At 44.6% G+C, this 18587-nt stretch carries 16 protein-coding genes, 4 tRNA genes and 1 other annotated feature; of the genes, 11 read left to right on the top strand and 9 right to left on the bottom strand.

Annotated elements, in window-relative coordinates; all coding sequences use genetic code 11:
* The 5 genes from trpCF to IQP38_RS23640 form a co-directional block, all read right to left on the bottom strand.
* On the bottom strand, nucleotides 1-1393 hold a 1393-nt coding region (gene trpCF / locus IQP38_RS23660), incomplete at its 3' end, for a bifunctional indole-3-glycerol-phosphate synthase TrpC/phosphoribosylanthranilate isomerase TrpF (RefSeq protein ID WP_228010177.1).
* A 13-nt stretch (nucleotides 1394-1406) separates the two neighbouring features.
* Nucleotides 1407-2417 (bottom strand): anthranilate phosphoribosyltransferase, encoded by a 1011-nt coding sequence (gene trpD / locus IQP38_RS23655; RefSeq protein WP_017635721.1) that lies wholly within the window; start codon nucleotides 2415-2417, stop codon nucleotides 1407-1409.
* A gap of 37 nt (nucleotides 2418-2454) precedes the next feature.
* Entirely contained in the window at nucleotides 2455-3063 is a 609-nt protein-coding gene (locus tag IQP38_RS23650; RefSeq protein ID WP_005434961.1) for an aminodeoxychorismate/anthranilate synthase component II, read from the bottom strand.
* A 16-nt stretch (nucleotides 3064-3079) separates the two neighbouring features.
* Nucleotides 3080-4645: an anthranilate synthase component 1 gene (locus IQP38_RS23645; RefSeq protein ID WP_193838089.1), complete on the bottom strand. Its 1566-nt coding sequence runs from the start codon at nucleotides 4643-4645 to the stop codon at nucleotides 3080-3082.
* A gap of 126 nt (nucleotides 4646-4771) precedes the next feature.
* Nucleotides 4772-4875, bottom strand: a sequence feature (Trp leader region).
* Nucleotides 4822-4947, bottom strand: a complete 126-nt coding sequence (locus IQP38_RS23640) for a trp operon leader peptide (RefSeq protein ID WP_005376787.1) — start codon at nucleotides 4945-4947, stop codon at nucleotides 4822-4824. It overlaps the preceding feature by 54 nt.
* Nucleotides 4948-5042: 95 nt before the next feature.
* On the opposite strand from IQP38_RS23640, the gene rnm reads away from it, so the two are divergent.
* Entirely contained in the window at nucleotides 5043-5900 is an 858-nt protein-coding gene (rnm, locus tag IQP38_RS23635) for an RNase RNM (protein ID WP_005386777.1), read from the top strand.
* A 59-nt stretch (nucleotides 5901-5959) separates the two neighbouring features.
* Nucleotides 5960-6580 (top strand): L-threonylcarbamoyladenylate synthase, encoded by a 621-nt coding sequence (locus IQP38_RS23630; protein WP_005376791.1) that lies wholly within the window; start codon nucleotides 5960-5962, stop codon nucleotides 6578-6580.
* 93 nt (nucleotides 6581-6673) lie between these two features.
* Here the strand turns inward: IQP38_RS23630 and IQP38_RS23625 are convergent, their stop codons facing one another.
* A complete protein-coding gene (locus IQP38_RS23625) occupies nucleotides 6674-7384 on the bottom strand; it encodes a calcium-binding protein (RefSeq protein WP_005376796.1) in 711 nt (236 codons plus the stop codon).
* A 565-nt stretch (nucleotides 7385-7949) separates the two neighbouring features.
* Between IQP38_RS23625 and rluB the strand changes: the two genes are divergently transcribed.
* A complete protein-coding gene (rluB, locus tag IQP38_RS23620) occupies nucleotides 7950-8888 on the top strand; it encodes a 23S rRNA pseudouridine(2605) synthase RluB (protein ID WP_005376798.1) in 939 nt (312 codons plus the stop codon).
* Nucleotides 8889-9075: 187 nt separating this feature from the next.
* Here rluB and IQP38_RS23615 read toward each other — a convergent pair whose 3' ends face one another.
* Nucleotides 9076-9396, bottom strand: coding sequence for an HI1450 family dsDNA-mimic protein (locus IQP38_RS23615; protein ID WP_005376800.1), 321 nt, complete (start codon nucleotides 9394-9396; stop codon nucleotides 9076-9078).
* Between the two features lie 2 nt (nucleotides 9397-9398).
* Entirely contained in the window at nucleotides 9399-9965 is a 567-nt protein-coding gene (yeiP, locus tag IQP38_RS23610) for an elongation factor P-like protein YeiP (protein WP_005376801.1), read from the bottom strand.
* A gap of 194 nt (nucleotides 9966-10159) precedes the next feature.
* On the opposite strand from yeiP, the gene IQP38_RS23605 reads away from it, so the two are divergent.
* Nucleotides 10160-10927, top strand: coding sequence for an elongation factor P (locus IQP38_RS23605; protein WP_017635724.1), 768 nt, complete (start codon nucleotides 10160-10162; stop codon nucleotides 10925-10927).
* Here the strand turns inward: IQP38_RS23605 and IQP38_RS23600 are convergent.
* Nucleotides 10924-13287: a DNA polymerase II gene (locus IQP38_RS23600; RefSeq protein WP_193838088.1), complete on the bottom strand. Its 2364-nt coding sequence runs from the start codon at nucleotides 13285-13287 to the stop codon at nucleotides 10924-10926. The two genes, IQP38_RS23605 and IQP38_RS23600, sit on opposite strands and share 4 nt — an antisense overlap.
* Nucleotides 13288-13713: 426 nt before the next feature.
* On the opposite strand from IQP38_RS23600, the gene uvrY reads away from it, so the two are divergent.
* The 7 genes from uvrY to IQP38_RS23565 all read left to right on the top strand — a co-directional run bounded on the left by uvrY (nucleotide 13714) and on the right by IQP38_RS23565 (nucleotide 17699).
* On the top strand, nucleotides 13714-14358 hold the full coding sequence (gene uvrY, locus IQP38_RS23595) for a UvrY/SirA/GacA family response regulator transcription factor (RefSeq protein WP_005386783.1): 645 nt from the start codon (nucleotides 13714-13716) through the stop codon (nucleotides 14356-14358).
* A 1-nt stretch (nucleotide 14359) separates the two neighbouring features.
* Nucleotides 14360-16192 (top strand): excinuclease ABC subunit UvrC, encoded by a 1833-nt coding sequence (uvrC, locus tag IQP38_RS23590; RefSeq protein ID WP_080960110.1) that lies wholly within the window; start codon nucleotides 14360-14362, stop codon nucleotides 16190-16192.
* A gap of 46 nt (nucleotides 16193-16238) precedes the next feature.
* Nucleotides 16239-16796: a CDP-diacylglycerol--glycerol-3-phosphate 3-phosphatidyltransferase gene (pgsA, locus tag IQP38_RS23585; protein ID WP_005394805.1), complete on the top strand. Its 558-nt coding sequence runs from the start codon at nucleotides 16239-16241 to the stop codon at nucleotides 16794-16796.
* 462 nt (nucleotides 16797-17258) lie between these two features.
* Nucleotides 17259-17332: transfer RNA gene (locus IQP38_RS23580), tRNA-Cys, on the top strand.
* Between the two features lie 37 nt (nucleotides 17333-17369).
* Nucleotides 17370-17445 (top strand) — tRNA-Gly (locus IQP38_RS23575).
* Between the two features lie 78 nt (nucleotides 17446-17523).
* Nucleotides 17524-17610 (top strand) — tRNA-Leu (locus tag IQP38_RS23570).
* Between the two features lie 13 nt (nucleotides 17611-17623).
* Nucleotides 17624-17699, top strand: a tRNA-Gly gene (locus tag IQP38_RS23565).
* Nucleotides 17700-18587: the final 888 nt, after the last annotated feature.

Here is an 18587-nt window from a genome sequence, read left to right as displayed (position 1 = left end):
CTTTTTTGCCTGGTGCGCTTTCTACACCAGAGTTTAAATCTAATCCCAAGCAACCTAGTGTCGCTGCTTGTTGAGCATTTTCTGGCGACAGTCCGCCCGCTAGCATAATTTGACTTGGGTCGCCAATCAGTGACCAGTCGAACACTTGACCAGTTCCGCCAGTTTGAGTGCCCACTTGCGCATCTAATAAATGGCGATCAATGTTTTCTGCAAGTAGTTCTGGCTTGGCATCAGTCACGCCGTAAGCTTTCCAAATTTCTACCGCTGCTGGCAGTTCGGCTTTGAGTTGGTTTACGTAAGCTTGGTCTTCTTGACCGTGCAGCTGCACTGCTTTTAAACCCAAAGAGGTCACGACAGAAGCAACAAAATCGATATCGTGATTTTGGAAAACGCCAACGTAATTCAGTGGAGCACCGCTCATGGTTAAGCGAGCACCTTCAAGGTCAACCGCACGCTTCGACTTCTCGACAAAAATCAGGCCACCAAATACTGCGCCAGATTGATACGCTTTTGCTGCGTCATCTGGATGCGTTAAGCCACACACTTTGTTTTCGCCTAACGTCACTTTACGTACTGCAAGTTCAAGGTTGTCTTCCGCCATCAGTGAACTACCAATCAAGAAGCCGTCTGCGTATTCCGCTAAATCACGAACTTGTTGATGTGTATAAATGCCAGATTCTGAGATTACTGTTGCGTTAGGAGCCAGTTCGCGAATTGTCGGTGCCAGTTCTTTAGTACGATTCAAATCAGTACTTAGGTCGCGAAGGTTACGGTTATTAATGCCGATAACGCGTGCGCCTAGCTTAACGGCACGATGAAGCTCTTCTTCGTTGCTGACTTCGGTCAAGATACCCATGTTCAGGCTGTGCGCCGCTTCCTCTAGCGCTTTGTACTCTTCGTCATTAAGGACAGAAAGCATCAGTAGCACGGCATCAGCACTGTAATGACGTGCTAGGTAAACTTGGTAGGTATCTACCATGAAGTCTTTGCACAGAACCGGTTGTTTGACTTGACCGCGCACTTGAGGAAGAAAGTCAAAGTTACCTTGGAAGTACTTTTCGTCTGTTAGGACTGAAATTGCATCTGCGTGGTTGTTGTAAACCGACGCAATGTAATCCAAGTCGAAGTGATCACGAATCAAACCTTTAGAAGGAGATGCCTTCTTACATTCGGTGATGAATGCCGTCTTTTCGCCACTCAGAGCATCGTAGAAGCTGCGGTCCGATGGCAGCAAATCAGACTGAAATGTGCTTAGCGGTTGAGACATCTTACGGTCTGCTACCCACTGATATTTGTCGCGGACAATTTTCGCCAGTACTTCTGCCATTTCTGCTTCTTTCTTAGAAACGTGTTCAGACAGGTTGTCAGCTTGCTGAGTGTTGAAGTCAGTCATCTTCTTCAATTCCTTAAGCGTGTGCGGCAAGTTGTTGTACCAATTGGTACGCCTTGCCTGAATTCATTGCCTCAATCGCTTGTTGCGTGTTGGCTTTTAAATCTTCGTGGCCGAATAGACGCATTAGCAGAGCAACGTTTACTGCCACTGCGCCCAATTGTGCGTCTGTCCCTTTACCCGTCAGAATATTGGTAATGATCGCTTTGTTTTCTTCAGGATCGCCACCTTTGATTGCTTCTAGTGGGTGCGCTTCTAGACCGAAGTCTGCAGGCGTTAATTTGTATTCTGTGATCTTACCGTCTTTGATTTCGGCAACGGTTGTTTCACCGTGAATTGCTACTTCGTCCAAACCACTGCCGTGTACTACAGCGGCGCGCTTCATACCCATTTGTAGCATGGTTTCTGCGATAGGACGAACCAGTTCTTCACTGTAAACGCCCATCAATTCGATGTTAGGACGAGCAGGGTTAATCAGTGGGCCAAGAATGTTAAAGATGGTGCGTGTTTTCATGGTTTGACGCACTGGCATCGCATGGCGCACACCACCGTGGTATTGAGGTGCAAATAGGAAAGCAACACCGATATCGTCTACCGCTTTGCGCGTATCTTCTGCGCTCATAGCTAGGTTGATACCAAATGAATCAAGAAGGTCAGAAGACCCCGATTTGCTTGAAACGCTGCGGTTACCGTGTTTCGCTACTTTTAGACCACATGCTGCAGCAACAAACGCCGCAGTGGTTGAAATGTTGATGGTGTTGTGACCGTCGCCGCCAGTACCTACGATATCCGCGAAATCATAATCTGGACGAGGGAATGGGTTTGCGTTTGCCAGCAGTGCTTTTGCCGCGCCTGCAATTTCGTCTGGCGTTTCGCCTTTGATTTTTAGTGCAGTCAGCGCTGACGCCATCAAAATTGGATCTAGTTCACCACGGATAATGATGTCGAATAGCTGTTGGCTCTCTTCCTGAGTAAGCGATTCTTGCTCGTACAGTTTGGTAATAATAGGGTTGATGATTGCTTCCATATTTCCTCTCATAAATTTCTTATGTGCCAAGTGCTTTTTAAGCAGTGAGTGGGTTCGCTGAAGTTTGTTCTTCAAGTGCCCATTCAATGGCATTGGCCAACAGTGTTGCTCCGTAGGTCGTCATAATAGATTCCGGGTGGAATTGGAACCCGCAAACTTTATCTTCTTCATGTACAACAGACATTACCAAGTCATCCACTTCTGCTGTGATGGTTAGGCTCTCAGGAACCTTGGTCGCAACCAGCGAATGGTAACGTGCAATTGCAAGTGGTGATGGTAGGTTTTGGTAAATCGCATGGTTTTGGTGCTCCATCATAGAGACCTTACCGTGAATGATTTCGCCCGCGCCAGCAACGGTGCCACCGTACGCTTCAACAATCGCTTGGTGACCAAGACAAATGCCGATCATCGGCACTTTGCCTTTCATGCGTTGGATAAGCTCAGGCATTGAGCCTGCTTCTGAAGGAGCACCAGGGCCTGGCGATAGCAGAACCACTGGGTTTTCAAGCTCGTTTACCGCTTGTTCGATGGTTTCTGCTGGGATGTTGTTTCGGTAAATCTTGACCGAGTGACCTAACGAGCGGAACTGATCCACAAGGTTGTAGGTGAACGAGTCAAAGTTATCGATAAAAATGATATTAGCCATCTCTGAACCCTATTCCTTATTGTGACTTATGCGCTGCTTGGATAGCAGAGATTACCGCTTGTGCTTTGCCGCGCGTTTCGTCTGCTTCCGCTTGCGGATCAGAGTCGAACACCACGCCAGCACCAGCTTGAACTTGAGCAATGCCGTTCTCAACGTACGCTGAGCGGATCACGATACAGGTGTCGAGTGTGCCTTCACCAGTGAGGTAGCCAACAGCGCCGCCGTAGCTACCGCGTCGTGCGCCTTCTACATCGCGAATCAACTGCATGGCACGAATCTTAGGTGCGCCGGTGAGCGTACCCATGTTCATACATGCTTGATATGCGTGCAGCGCGTCTAGGTCTTCACGCAGTTGACCAACCACACGAGACACCAAGTGCATTACGTGGCTGTAGCGGTCGACTTTTAGAAGGTCTGCTACGTGGCGAGTACTAGCTTGAGCAATACGAGCGACGTCGTTACGTGCCAAGTCAACCAACATCATGTGTTCTGCGTTTTCTTTCATGTCGGTGCGCAGTTCAAGTTCGATGCGGCTGTCTAGGTCGAAATCAATCTCGCCGTTAGGGCGCTTACCGCGGCGACGAGTGCCTGCGATTGGGTAGATTTCAATTTGGTTGGTATCGGTTTCATACTTAAGCGCGCTTTCTGGTGATGCGCCAAACAGAGTGAACAGCTCATCTTGCATGTAGAACATGTAAGGGCTTGGGTTACTTTGTTTCAGTTCTTTATAAGCAGCCAGTGGAGAAGGACAAGGTAGAGTGAATCTACGAGACGGTACAACTTGGAATACATCGCCTTTCACTACGAACTCTTTTAAGTCGCGAACGGTTTGGCAGAAGTCTGCATCAGACACGCTAGGTTCTACCGTTACATCTGTTATTTGCTCTGCACTCGGCAACAGTTTTGGCGCTGCACATTGGGCGCTAATTTCTGCAATACGAGTCTCTAACGCTGTTTTCTCTGAACCATCAACAAACAACGTCGCTTGAAGCTGGCAAGATTCCGTTTGATGGTCGACAACAAGTAGTGTTTCCGCGACGTAGAAAACGTAATCTGGACACTGATTTGTTGCTTCGGCATTACCAAGCGGCTCAAAGTTTGCGACTAAGTCGTAGGCAAACAGACCACCAAGGAAAATTGCGTGTTTGTCTTGCTGTGAAATATCAAAACTATGCTGAACCAAACGCAGCGCATCGAAAGAAGAGGCTTCACGTAGGCGAGAGTCTTCATCTAACGTGTCGCATGGCTGGTTAAACTGCAAAGTTAGCGTTTCGCCATCGAACTTGCTCTCAACGTCACCACGGATGTTCTGGTTTAGGTGAGACAGTAGGTTTTTACCGTTATTGGTCAAGGCGTGCATGCTAACGGTATGGCCGAAGCAAACAATGCGAACCGCTGAATCTACGATCAGCAGGGATTTTAAATTTTGCTTTGAATCGATCTCAGCAGATTCCAGCAATAGGCTGTCAGTTTTGTTCTCACATAGTGTGTGGAACAAGCGAGTCGGGTCTTGAGTATAAGGGACGGAAGCCGTTAGCACTTCAAGCTGTCCAAGTTTCTTAATTTCAATGGCCTTGTTCACAAGACCTCCTTGTAGCTGTTTAAATCTTCCTGCCGTACATAGTCGCATAAAGCAAACGTTCTCCCAATCTAGAGTTGGCTATATTCGATTAATGTTTAGGCAGTTGAATGTGAAATGAGCAACAAAACAAAAAAGCCCGCTTAAGTAGCGGGCTTTACAACGTTTGGTTCTATAAACTAGAAGTATACGTTTGCCCACCAAGAACTAGTCCAAGTGCGCCACCAAGCAAGATCTGATGAGTTTGCCTTATTAAGACAAACCGCAACTTTCGCTTTTTGGTTTTGGTTAAATTCTTGTAACATGGTGAACCTTAAATTACGTACTTTGTATTTGTGTACTAGTTAACTAGTGCGAGAGTAAAAAGTCAACCCCAAAACGGCATTAAAACGATAAAAATATGAGAATTGATTTACATAGTCACACCACTGCATCGGACGGTCGGTTAGAGCCTAAAGATTTAGTGGAAAGGGCGCTGAGTTTTGATATCGAGGTTTTGGCGATCACTGATCACGATACGGTTGACGGTTTGGCGTTAGCTAAGCAATACGTTCAAGATAATAATTTGCCGATAAAAATCATCAATGGCATTGAGATATCGACCGTCTGGCAAAACAAAGACATTCATATTGTCGGCCTGAATATCGATCCGGAAAATGAACAATTATCTGCCCTCATAGAACAGCAGAAGCAGCATCGCATAACACGATCTGAGTTAATTGCAGAGCGACTACAAAAAGCAACTCGAGTAGGTGTGCTTGAAGAGGTAAGGCAAATCGCCGGTGATGCTCCAGTGACAAGAGCGCATTTCGCGAAATGGTTGGTAGATAATGGTTACGCAAAAACCATGCAAATGGTGTTTAAAAAATACCTAACGCGTAATAACCCAGGTTATGTACCACCGAATTGGTGTTCGATGAAGGATGCGGTTGATGCTATCCATGCGGCTGGTGGAATGGCGGTATTAGCGCATCCTGGTAGATATAAGTTGACAGCGAAGTGGATTAAGCGTCTTCTAGCAGCGTTTGTCGAAGCGGGTGGTGATGCGATGGAAGTTGCACAGCCACAGCAAGCGCAACAAGAAAGGCGCAACTTGGCTGATTATGCTATACAATACAAACTATTAGCCTCTCAAGGCAGTGATTTTCACTACCCATCACCGTGGATGGAGCTAGGAAGGAACCTATGGTTGCCTGCTGGCGTCGAACCAGTTTGGAAAGATTGGGGAATAGATCCTTCGTTGAATAATACTCAGTAATACGAAGTCGAGAACCCATAAAAATATAGAGCCGAGAGGCTCGATAATGAGGAATTACAATGAGCCAGTTTTTTTACGTTCACCCAGAAAACCCACAGGCTCGCTTGATTAATCAAGCAGTAGCAATCATTCGTAACGGCGGCGTTGTGGTTTACCCTACTGATTCAGGGTACGCACTTGGCTGTCAGTTGGAGAACAAACAGGCACTGGAACGAATCTGTCAGATTCGTCGTCTGGATGATAAGCATAACTTTACTTTACTGTGTCGTGATTTGTCGGAGCTTTCTCTCTATGCGCGAGTGGATAACTCTGCATTCCGACTGCTGAAAAATAACACACCAGGTCCTTACACCTTCATCTTCAAAGGCACAAAAGAGGTGCCGCGTCGTTTGATGAATGCAAAACGTAAGACCATCGGTATCCGTGTTCCAGACAATCAAATTGCCTTGGACTTGTTGGAAGCATTAGGTGAGCCGATGATGTCTACGTCGTTGATTCTACCTGGCAGTGACGTAACAGAATCTGATCCAGAGGATATTCGCGATAAACTAGAACATGCGGTTGATGTGATTCTTAATGGCGGTTACCTAGGTGAACAACCTACGACTGTAATTGACTTTAGCGAAGGTGAACCTGTTGTGGTTCGTTTGGGATCTGGTGACCCTGCACCATTCGAATAGTAGACGCACACCACCGTCAAACAAAATAGGAGGCATCGCGCCTCCTATTTTAGTTGTCATATCGAATATCTCATTGAACTTAACTGATTGAGGTTAAGCGAAATCGAAAATGTCGATACCATTTTGTTCTGCATAGTTGATGTATGCAGAGCTCACACCGTTTAGTGTCACTTCAACATTGTATTCATCACTTGAGAATACTGCCCAGCCACATTCATTGTAAGATAAAGTCAGATCATCCGCTGAATCCAAGAACGTATCTCGAATGCCATCGTTATCAGTGTCTCGGCCCATATCAAAGACAAGTTTGTCATGGAAAATATTAAAATCGACAATGTCGGCTTTGACATCAATATCGTTGGAAGATACTGGCTGATCAGGTACACCAATAGCCAGGCGGTTTGTAAGCACGAAGGTGTCGTCTCCACAGCCACCGCTCAGTACTGATTCACCATCACCAACAACGAGTGTGTCGTTACCCCAGCCACCACTCAAGTAGTTGTTGCCTGAATAATCAAAAATTGTGTCGTCGCCACAGCCACCAAAGAGTTTGTCGTTTCCTAATCCGCCGGATAGGAAATCGTTTCCAAAGCCGCCAGAAACAAAGTCGTTACCTCGGCCACCAAGCAAGGTATCGTCTCCCCAGCCACCGAAGACAATATCATTACCTCCGTATCCTACAAACTTATCATCACCACAGAAGCCGAAGAAAATATCGGTTGTTTCAGAGCCTTTTGTGCCTGTCATATCGTCATCTTGAGATGTCCCAAAAATCCAATTTAGGTCGAGATTTAGCATAGACATTGTTCTATTCCTTTTTGTCTGATTTATGCCAATCGCCGAGAGTGCAGAGCGAACCTAGTAAGTCAGAGTACACGATAGCATTAGTGTTATTTTTGATGTGAACTAATGACTTAAAGACAATTTTTGTCTTGTTACCCACGACCTTGCTTTGCTATGAGCGCTCATTGTCTGCGGTGATTGGTATTACTTAGCAGCAAACAGGGACGGCTTATTTTTCGTTGCTTTCTAGCAATACGAACAGTAAACACACCCCAAGTGGTTATTGTTGTAACCCTGACAATTTTATCAGGTACCGCGTGGTTAAAGTGGTTCAGGAAGACCGATATTAGTGGGATTCTCGTTGAGCAATGCCTGCTTTAAGTAGTAAAAAAGTTGCAGAATAGGACAAATATTTCGGTCATTTTTGAAGTGAATTTTGGTGTGGAGAATGGCGCCGATTTAGCTTACATTAACTAAGAAAGTTACGTATAATGTCCGACCGAAAAATCCCACTGAAATGGGTAAATAGCAAAATACAGACCAATCCTGGTCTAGACGTCTGTGAAGACGACACATAGGTAGATAAATGAGCGAAAAGTTACAAAAAGTATTAGCACGTGCTGGTCACGGTTCTCGTCGTGAGATTGAATCGTTAATTAAATCTGGTCGCGTTAGCGTGAACGGTGTAGTCGCTAAGCTTGGTGAAAGACTTGAAGACGAGAGCAGCGTAGTTCGTATCGATGGTCACATTGTCTCTGCAAAGATTCAAGAAGAAGTGATTTGTCGTGTACTTGCGTACTACAAACCTGAGGGTGAACTGTGTACTCGTCACGATCCAGAAGGTCGTCGTACTGTTTTTGATCGTCTGCCAAAAATTCGTGGCTCTCGTTGGATTTCAGTTGGTCGTCTGGATGCGAACACTTCTGGTCTTCTACTTTTCACAACGGATGGTGAACTGGCGAACCGCTTAATGCACCCAAGCCGCCAAGTTGAACGTGAATACCTAGTACGTGTGTTCGGTGAAGTAACTGAACAGAAAGTTCGTAATCTAGTAAAAGGTGTTGAACTGGAAGACGGTTTAGCTCGCTTTGAAGATGTTGTTTACGCGGGTGGTGAAGGCATGAACCACACGTTTTACGTTGTTATCAACGAAGGTCGTAACCGCGAAGTTCGTCGACTATGGGAATCGCAAGAGTGTACCGTTAGCCGTCTGAAACGTGTTCGTTACGGCGACATCTTCTTAGACAAGAAACTGCCTCGTGGCGGTTGGATGGAGCTTGACCTGAAAGAAGTAAACTACTTGCGTGAGCTTGTAGAGCTTCGTCCAGAGAAAGAAACCATGCTTGATCTGAACAAAGACAACACGTCACGCAAACGTGAGCGTGCACGCAGCCAAAAAATTCGTCGCGCAGTTAAGCGCCATGAAGAGCGTGTTAACACACCAAAAGGTCGCAGCAACAACCCTTCTCGTCGTAAGCCGAAGAAGACTGCTGGTGACCAAGGCGCACGCAACAAGCATCGTTAATCGATAGCAAAACATCAGAAAGGCTTGCCAATTCGGCAAGCCTTTTTCTTATCTGTTACATAACAAAAGGATCTAAAGCCGATATAGAGCAGGGTGTTTTGGATAAACAAATATCTCAGCTAAACAAAAACAGCAGATAAAAAAATACCAGCACTAGGCTGGTATCTTTGTTCATGATGAAGAAACGTTAATCGCGTTTCCAAAGCATATGGCAGAACTTATGTTCAGGGTCTCGGCTGATTAGCATACGAGCAAATACGTCATCAAGAACGTCATTTTCCTCATTTACTAGGCCGATACGAACCTCTGCATATACTTCTTTGTCGATCTCGAAGCCAACATGTTCAACCCAGTCATCACCGGTTTCAACAAGTTCTGCGGCACCACGATCTTCAAATTGCGCAGTAAACAGAATCACGTCAGCAGGCTCTAGGTTATCTGGAGCCATCTCAAGGAAAATGTCGTACGCTGCGTCGATGACGTCGTCGTAAGAAATCAAATCAGACATGCTTATGCTCGGCTCATGTATTTACGTTCAGCTGTGTTAATGATAACACGGTCACCAGTTGCAATGTACTCAGGAACCTGGATGACAAGACCTGAAGCGAAGCGTGCTGGTTTAGTACGAGCAGATGCAGAAGCACCTTTGATTGAAGGGTCAGTTTCTTCAATCACTAGCTCAACAGAAGATGGTAGTTCAATACCCACTGCAGCACCGTTAACAAGGATAATGTGGATACCTTGTGTATCTTCGTTGATGAACAGCATGTCGTCTTCAACTTCATTGTGCTTGAATGTGTATTGTGAGTAGTCTTCGTTATCCATGAAGATGTGCTCATCTCCGTCAGCGTATGAGTACACAACTGCACGTTTGTTCATTTCTACCGTTTCAACAACGTCATCAGACTTGTAACGCTCATCTACACGTGCGCCCGTGTTTAGATCTGTACAACGCATTTTGTAGATTTTAGCGCCGCCACGACCGCCAGGAGTCGTTACTTCGATGTCTTTAACTAGAAGAGTTTTACCATTAGACTCGATTGCGAAGCCTTTTTTGATTTCACTTGCCTTTGGCATTGTATATTCCTATTCATACTTATTAAGCAAAACTCGGTGATTATAGCGCTAAGTTAGCCGCCTAGCATTAAAATTCATTGCAGAAATTTGTTGTTACTCCCATGACTAAACACCTGAATGGACTTGATTCAGTGAGTCGGCTAAGAGAACATATAGTCCAACTTCTTGAACCATCTGAGAACACGTTTTAAGTCATGTCTCTGCCTGTTATCGATCCTAAACAACCATTTCAACCAGAGTTTGCGCCTTTAATTAGGGAAGTCACCGCTTGTCTCAAAGGTGGACTGGGGCAAAACTTACACAGCGTTTATGTATACGGTAGTGTTGCTCGCAAAACAGCGATCGTTGGGAAGTCGAACTTAGACTTGGTTGTCGTTACTCAATCATCCTTTGAGCACAATCGCGCGACTTTGCTCAACACAATTAAGTGGCGTGCGCAGCAGAGTTACCCTCACGTTAATGGTGTATCGGTCCGTACAGCCTTAGTGAGCGAAGTGGCTAATTTAGATAGTATTTTTACTTGGGGCTTTATGCTTAAGCATTGCTGTGTCTGTGTTTATGGTGATGATCTAGCAGACTGCTTCGGTGATTACGTCCCAAGTTGGGAAATTGCTAAGCACTGGAATATGGATGTGGAAGATTGGATTACGGTGTATCGCAAAAAAATCGTACAAGCGAAGACGATAGAAGAGCAGGTGGCCGCCCAGCGCGTGATTGCAAAAAAGTTACTAAGAGCGTCATACTCTTTGGTGATGTATCGAGATAAACGTTGGTTTGATGACCCTATACAATGTGGCAAGGTATTCTTAACTTATCATCCTGAAAAGCAGCTTGAGATCGAGCGGCTAGAAATTTTACTTTCTGGCCGGGGTATTCCCAAGCGTTCTGTTATCGGGCTAATTGATGCGTTTGGTGATTGGTTAGTCAAACAGTACCAGAAAACAGAGTTTCGTATCGGCTAAAACAACCCCATTTGTGGCGCTGAAAGCCTGTCAAAGTCCGTCCCAATGAAAGGGAGAATCGCATCCGCAACGGGTTTGAGTTGTTTATCAATGTAATGTTGATAATCAATCGGGCTATTGAGGTACTCATAAGGTTCAGGGCCGTTCACGGTAATAATGTATTCAATTCGCCCTTTGTTTTGATACTGTAATGGGCGGCCAAGCTTGGCATTTATCTCATCGGCTAAACGAGCTGCACGCACTTGTGGCGGGACGTTCTTCTGATACTCATGCAGTTTTCTTCGCAGTCGCTTTTGATACACCAACTGTTCATCAAATTCACCGTTGTTAGTTTTCTCAACCATCTCTCGGACATAGTCGCTTGGATCTTCACCATGGAAAATCATGTTATAGAGTGTATTTTGAAATTTCTGTGCTAACGAGGTCCAGTCAGTACGGGCACTTTCTAACCCTTTAAATACAATCCGTTCTTGCTTTCCTTCACCGATTAAACCCGCATAGCGCTTTTTCGAGCCAGTTTCTGCGCCACGAATCGTTGGCATAAGGAATCTGCGATAATGTGTTTCATACTCGATTTCCAACATAGATGTTAGGTTGTACTCAGAACGCAGGTGTTCTTGCCACCAAGAGTTGATGTAATCAACTAATTGATTTCCAACAGCGTCAGCTTCTACTTGACTGTATGGTCGATTCAACGACACGAATGTGGAATCCGTATCGCCGTAAATCACTTGATATCCTTGCTCCTCGATCAGCACCTTAGTTTGCTTCATGATTTCATGTCCGCGCATGGTAATACTAGAAGCTAACCGAGTATCAAAGAAACGACATCCCGATGAGCCCAGTACGCCATAAAAGGAGTTCATGATGATTTTGATTGCCTGAGAAAAAGCTTTTTCATTGTTCTTCTTTGCAACATCACGTGCTGCCCAAAGCTTTTCAATCATTTCTGGTAAAAAGTGTTTCGTACGATGGAACTGCCCACCGCGAAAGCCAGGTACAGCCTGATTTTCTTCTTTTCCAATATCGAGCAATAACCCCTCAACTAAACCCATAGGATCAATCAAGAAAGAGCGAATAATCGATGGATATAGACTCTTAAAATCCAATACTAAAACAGAATCATATAGGTTAGGGATGGAGTCCATCACGTAACCGCCTGGGCTCGCAATCCAACTTTCAGGGTGTAGGTTTGGGGCAACGTAGCCTGCTCGGTGTATCTGAGGCATGTATAGGTTTGTGAATGCTGCAACCGAACCGCCGACACGATCCAGTTCGACACCAGTGAGACGAGAGCGCTCTATTGCAAAGTCAAGCAGGTGAGTGTGATTGAAAATCTTATTCACTAACACGCAGTCTTGTAAATTATATTTAGCCAGCGATGGTTTGTCGGAGCGGTACATACGATTGATCTCATCCATGCGGTCATGAACGTTGTGGATTTCTTTCCCTTCCCCTAAGAGTTCTTGAGATACAGACTCTAATGACCAAGACCGAAAGTGATAAGTCGCCGTTTTTAACGTATCGATACCGTCCATTACAACTCGCCCTGGAATGGAAATAAACCCTTGTTGGCTTTGAGATGAACTTCTGAAAAAGCTGGCTTGGTCTGCTCTACCAAGCATTAGCTTCATGTTGTGCCATTCTGCTCGTTTGTGTAGCAGACGAAAGTCAAAATCAATGACGTTCCAACCGACAATGACATCGGGGTCGAACTGTTTAAACCAAACGATGAGTGCTTCTAGAAGCGCTTTTTCATCCTTAACCCATTGTATCGGTGTCTCCGAAGGTTCTGCTTCTCCGATCATGATAACGCGGGAATCCATGACGCTGTCTAATCCGATTGAGTAAAGAATGCCTTTCTCAGAGCATTCTAGATCTAACGAGACAACGTTTAACTTCGGCTCATATTGCCCCGCACGGCATTTTGCGCTCTGGACGCGTTGGTAGCCATTGGTGCGAGTCACATTGCCTGTAAACTCGATACTGCCTTTGATAAAACGCTCCATTAGGTAGCGATCGGCGAGGCGAATATCACTTTCGTACGTAGTGATATCTTTTTGAGCGAATGTGTCTTTGAGTGCGAGAGCGTCTCTGGTTACATTGGTATAGCAGGCAGCAAGAGGCGTATGTTCAAACGTTTTGAGATCCAAAAGGCGGATGTCGACGAATATGTTTTTTTCTCGTGCGAGTGTCTTTGCTTGCTCTGAGTGTTTCTGAGCGATGAAAAATACTGGCTTCTCACCATTAATAAGTAACTGAGTAGGACCTGCTTCTGTCGAAAGCCACAACTCGATTTGAGTTTGACCTTTGATGTCTCGTGCCTGTCGAGTAAGCAGAAAGCCTTGTTGGATATTCAAATGTGAGAAACCTTAGAAAACTTGAAGAACGTTAGTTTAACACTAAGAACTGTAAAAATAACCAGTAAAGAAAGCGCCTCAATTTTTGCTGGAGTTAGTGATTACAAGTTAGTCTTTGGTGCAAGAGGGACAGTGTCATTTTAAGTTATAGCGTGTTTCTCTGGGCAATATGAAACCTAGTTACTTGATTTATTGTACTTAATGTTGTTAATTGTCTTTTCTTAGATTTCGGTTCTGCTCATCACGCTCTAAAATAATAGAGTGGTTTATGAATAAGTTCTTGCTAAAGTTTGCGTTTCAGCACATATTCATAGAAAGCAATTTTTTGTCGATTACGTTAGTATATAGGCAGTCATACTGATATCCACATTTAACAAATAATGGTTATGTGGGTGCAGAACCAATACAAAGTGTGGAGATACAAGTTTGATAAATGTTTTCCTTGTAGATGATCACGAGCTGGTTCGCACAGGGATACGACGTATTATTGAAGACGTCCGTGGAATGAACGTAGCAGGAGAAGCTGACAGCGGTGAAGATGCAGTAAAATGGTGTCGCAGTAATCATGCTGACGTCGTCTTAATGGACATGAACATGCCAGGAATTGGCGGCTTGGAAGCCACTAAAAAAATTCTTCGCGTGAATCCTGATGTGAAAATCATCGTACTTACCGTTCATACAGAAAACCCGTTTCCAACCAAGGTGATGCAGGCAGGTGCGTCTGGTTATTTAACCAAAGGTGCTGGCCCTGACGAAATGGTGAATGCGATTCGTGTAGTTAATAGTGGGCAGCGTTACATCTCGCCAGAGATTGCGCAGCAGATGGCATTGAGTCAATTTTCTCCAGCCTCTGAGAACCCTTTTAAAGACTTATCCGAGCGTGAATTGCAGATCATGCTTATGATCACCAAAGGCCAAAAGGTAACGGATATTTCTGAGCAACTTAATTTAAGTCCAAAGACAGTCAACAGCTATCGCTACCGACTCTTTAGTAAATTGGACATTAATGGTGACGTTGAGTTAACTCACTTAGCGATTCGCCACGGAATGCTGGACACCGAGACCCTTTAGCGTGAATCCTCCCTTCGATTCGGCTTCCTTTCTCAAGACAGTAACTAATCAGCCCGGCGTTTACAGAATGTACAACGCCGAAGCTGTTGTAATCTACGTAGGTAAAGCCAAAGACCTTAAAAAGCGCCTTTCAAGCTACTTTCGGAAAAAAGTAGACAGTGAGAAAACTCGCGCGCTTGTCAGTAATATCGCCAAAATAGACGTCACGGTGACTCACACTGAGACAGAAGCGCTGATCTTAGAGCATAACTACATCAAGCAGTATTTGCCGAAATACAATGTGTTGCTGCGAGATGATAAGTCTTACCCTTATATCTTTATTAGCGGTCATAAGCACCCACGGCTTTCTATCCACCGTGGCGCCAAGAAGCGCAAAGGTGAATATTTTGGCCCCTACCCAGATTCTGGTGCAGTAAGAGAAACATTGCATTTGCTGCAAAAGATATTTCCTGTGCGCCAGTGTGAAGACACTGTCTATTCCAACCGAACGCGCCCATGTTTGATGTACCAAATTGGTCGTTGTGCAGGACCATGCGTTAATACCATCATTTCTGATGAAGAATATGCAGAGTTGGTTGGCTTTGTGCGCATGTTTTTGCAAGGCAAAGATCAGCAAGTACTCAAACAACTGATCGAGAAAATGGAAGTTGCCAGTCAGCAATTGCGCTTTGAAGATGCCGCTAAATTTCGCGATCAAATCCAAGCGATTAGGCGTGTTCAAGAGCAGCAGTACGTCTCAGAAGACAGCATGGATGATATGGATGTACTCGGGTTTGCTCAGGAGAATGGTATCGCGTGTATCCATATCCTGATGATACGCCAAGGCAAAGTGCTTGGTAGCCGTAGCCATTTTCCGAAAATCCCACAAAATACAAGCCAGCAGGAAGTGTTCGATAGTTTTCTGACTCAATATTATTTGAGCCATAACGAAGCACGTACAATTCCTTCTCGTATTATTTTGAATCAAGAGTTGGCAGAAGATATTGCGCCAATACAGAAAGCGTTAAGTGAAGTGGCAGGCCGTAAGGTTCATTTTCATACGTCGCCAACTGGCTCTCGAGCAAGGTATCTCAAGCTTTCGAACACGAATGCACTAACGGCGATTACCACCAAAATCAATCACAAGATGACGATTAATCAGCGTTTTCATGCGCTTCGCGAAACATTGAAGTTGGAGTCTATAGCTCGAATGGAATGTTTTGATATCTCCCATACGATGGGGGAAAGCACGATTGCGTCATGCGTGGTGTTCAACAACGAAGGCCCCGTAAAGCAAGAGTATCGTCGCTACAACATTACTGGGATTACCGGTGGTGATGATTACGCAGCAATGGGACAAGCGTTGGAGCGCCGTTATTCGAAGCAATTGGACGTAGAGAAAATTCCCGACATCATCTTTATCGATGGCGGTAAAGGTCAGTTAAATCGTGCGCATGACATCATTTCGCAATATTGGGGGGATTGGCCAAAGCGTCCCATCATGATTGGTATTGCAAAAGGCGTTACTCGCAAACCAGGTTTAGAAACGCTGATTACAGTCGATGGGGAGGAGTTTCATTTACCAAGCGATGCTCCTGCGCTGCACCTTATCCAACATATTCGTGATGAAAGCCATAACCATGCTATAGCGGGGCACCGTGCTAAGCGAGGTAAAACCAGACGTACGAGTGCACTCGAAGGGATTGAGGGAATCGGCCCTAAACGACGTCAGGCGTTACTCAAGTACATGGGTGGGTTACAAGAACTTAAACGTGCAAGTGTCGAAGAAATCGCCAAAGTACCGGGAATAAGTCACTCTTTAGCAGAAATTATTTTCCAAGCATTGAAACAATAAGGAAAATCGCGCAACATTAAGCCGCAATGTGTAAGAGAATAATAAAATGCGTTTGAATATCCCGAACATTCTGTCTCTTCTTAGACTGTTCCTAATCCCTGTTTTTGTGGTTGTCTTTTATCTACCTTATTCATGGGCACCGTTTGCAGCAGCAATGGTGTTTTGGGTAGCGGGTTTTACCGACTGGCTTGACGGTATGTTGGCCCGTAAACTTGGCCAAACTTCTCGTTTTGGCGCGTTTATTGATCCTGTCGCTGATAAAGTGCTAGTGGCAACGGCATTGATTCTAATCACGGAACATTATCATTCAATTTGGGTGACCATTCCTGCGGTAACGATGATTGCGCGAGAAATCATTATCTCAGCATTGCGAGAATGGATGGCTGAAATCGGTAAGCGAGCGAGTGTTGCGGTATCTTGGGTTGGCAAAGTAAAAACTGTTTCGCAAATGTTCGCCTTATGGGTGTTGATATGGCGTTACGATGAATGGATGGTTTGGCTAGGCTTTGCGGCCTTGTATGTGGCAACTTTCTTGACATATTGGTCAATGATTCAATATTTGGCTGCTGCGAAAGACGATCTGTTGAATGAAGAGCACCATTAAATTCTGATGTTAGAAAGCAGGCTTAATAGCCTGCTTTTTTGTACTAAGACAATCTACAGCATTTTTTGGCTTCTCTCGCTTTTCAATGCTTGCTAACGGCCATGTTTGCAATTTGTATCTGGGGCTTTTGCTTCGATAGAGTTCTATTTGTGATCTAAGTCTTGTTTTTGTCCTTGGAGAGTCTTAGAGAGGCGAGTCTTCTGATTATTAATACTTCAATGCACGCAACGCACGGCCAGCAGTGTAAGGCGTAGCCAAAGTTTTATGATAAACAAGTGTATTTAAGCGATTTTTAGTATTAAAACTAAGCAATCCATCGCCTTTCGCACAAATTCTAGTCAAACGATTTAAAAAAATAAAAATAGTGTTGACTCGATCGCTCGAATCCGTAGAATGCATCCCGTACCCAAGAGAGCACGGCTCGAAAGGGTGGTGAAAAAGCTTAGCTTTATTCACAAATGAGGCGCCTTGGCAGAGTGGCTATGCAGCGGATTGCAAATCCGTGGACCTCGGTTCGACTCCGGGAGGCGCCTCCATTATTCTTTTGAGAGTGAATGGCTTTCGAGAATAAATGCGACACTAGCTCAGTTGGTAGAGCGCAACCTTGCCAAGGTTGAGGTCACGAGTTCGAACCTCGTGTGTCGCTCCAAATTTTATTGATATGGCATTTAGCGGTATCAGATGGTGTTTTACTTTTCTGTAAAGGCATCACAAAGAATATTTGTGTGCCCTGGTGGTGGAATTGGTAGACACAAGGGATTTAAAATCCCTCGACGTTCGCGTTGTGCCGGTTCAAGTCCGGCCCGGGGCACCATCTCATATTAAATGCGACACTAGCTCAGTTGGTAGAGCGCAACCTTGCCAAGGTTGAGGTCACGAGTTCGAACCTCGTGTGTCGCTCCAGATTTAAGGCCTAACATGAAAATGTTAGGCCTTTTTCGTATTTTTTGAAAATCTCAAACTTCTTTTCTGTCACAGACTTCGTTAAGTAACGAACCCTTTGTCTCATTGACTCAAGTGATTGTTCATTCTGCCATTGCAATGCATCTTAGCCATTCCTACTAGTCTATGTTTAAACCATCACTTGTGGAGAATAACCACTCTTGCTCCAGGCAAAGCTGTGACGAGAATGCTATCTTTTTAAATGTTCCGGATATAGAAAGGAATGTTTTACGATTAAGCAGCACAACCTTAAACCTCTGTTGGATGAGGTGATGATATCTCAAGAATATTTGTTTAAATAACAGCTGTTTGAGAGAAGCAGAAAAGCATAGCTCATGAATATGAACATGTGAGTTGCAATGGGGTATGTTTTGTTGTGATTTACATCACTGTTACTAATATGAAAAATCGTTGCCAGAAGATTTTATTTTGTGATAAATTCGCGCGCAATCTCGGAGCGTAATTAACAACGTTTGATCTCTGGGGGATACGCGTAGTGACCATTCAAGCTGATTGTGACACTGCGTAGGGTAGGTATCGGCAAAGCCTTTTGTCGATAGACGGGATACTAATGCTGTAAACGCGGCATATTAATGGGAAACCCAACATTGAAACCTTTGAATAAACACACACTAATCAGCTTCATACTGCCGAAATGTCCTGTTTTACAAAACGGGTGCATTACAGAACCTTGATTAATCCCTTTTACATATAAAGTCGCGAGTATCGTGGCGGATGATCTGTATTTGTCATTTATGCACTGACAAATGCGGAGGGGTATTCACACCTCCTGTAATTTCATTCTAATGATTATTAATACAGGATACAGAATTATTATAATTCAAGGGA

The sequence above is a fragment of the Vibrio sp. OPT41 genome, assembly GCF_015163595.1.
In the GTDB taxonomy this organism is placed as follows: domain Bacteria; phylum Pseudomonadota; class Gammaproteobacteria; order Enterobacterales; family Vibrionaceae; genus Vibrio; species Vibrio alginolyticus.
The sequence above is the reverse complement of the archived record's forward strand: the minus strand, read 5'-3'. Positions and strand labels throughout refer to the sequence as shown.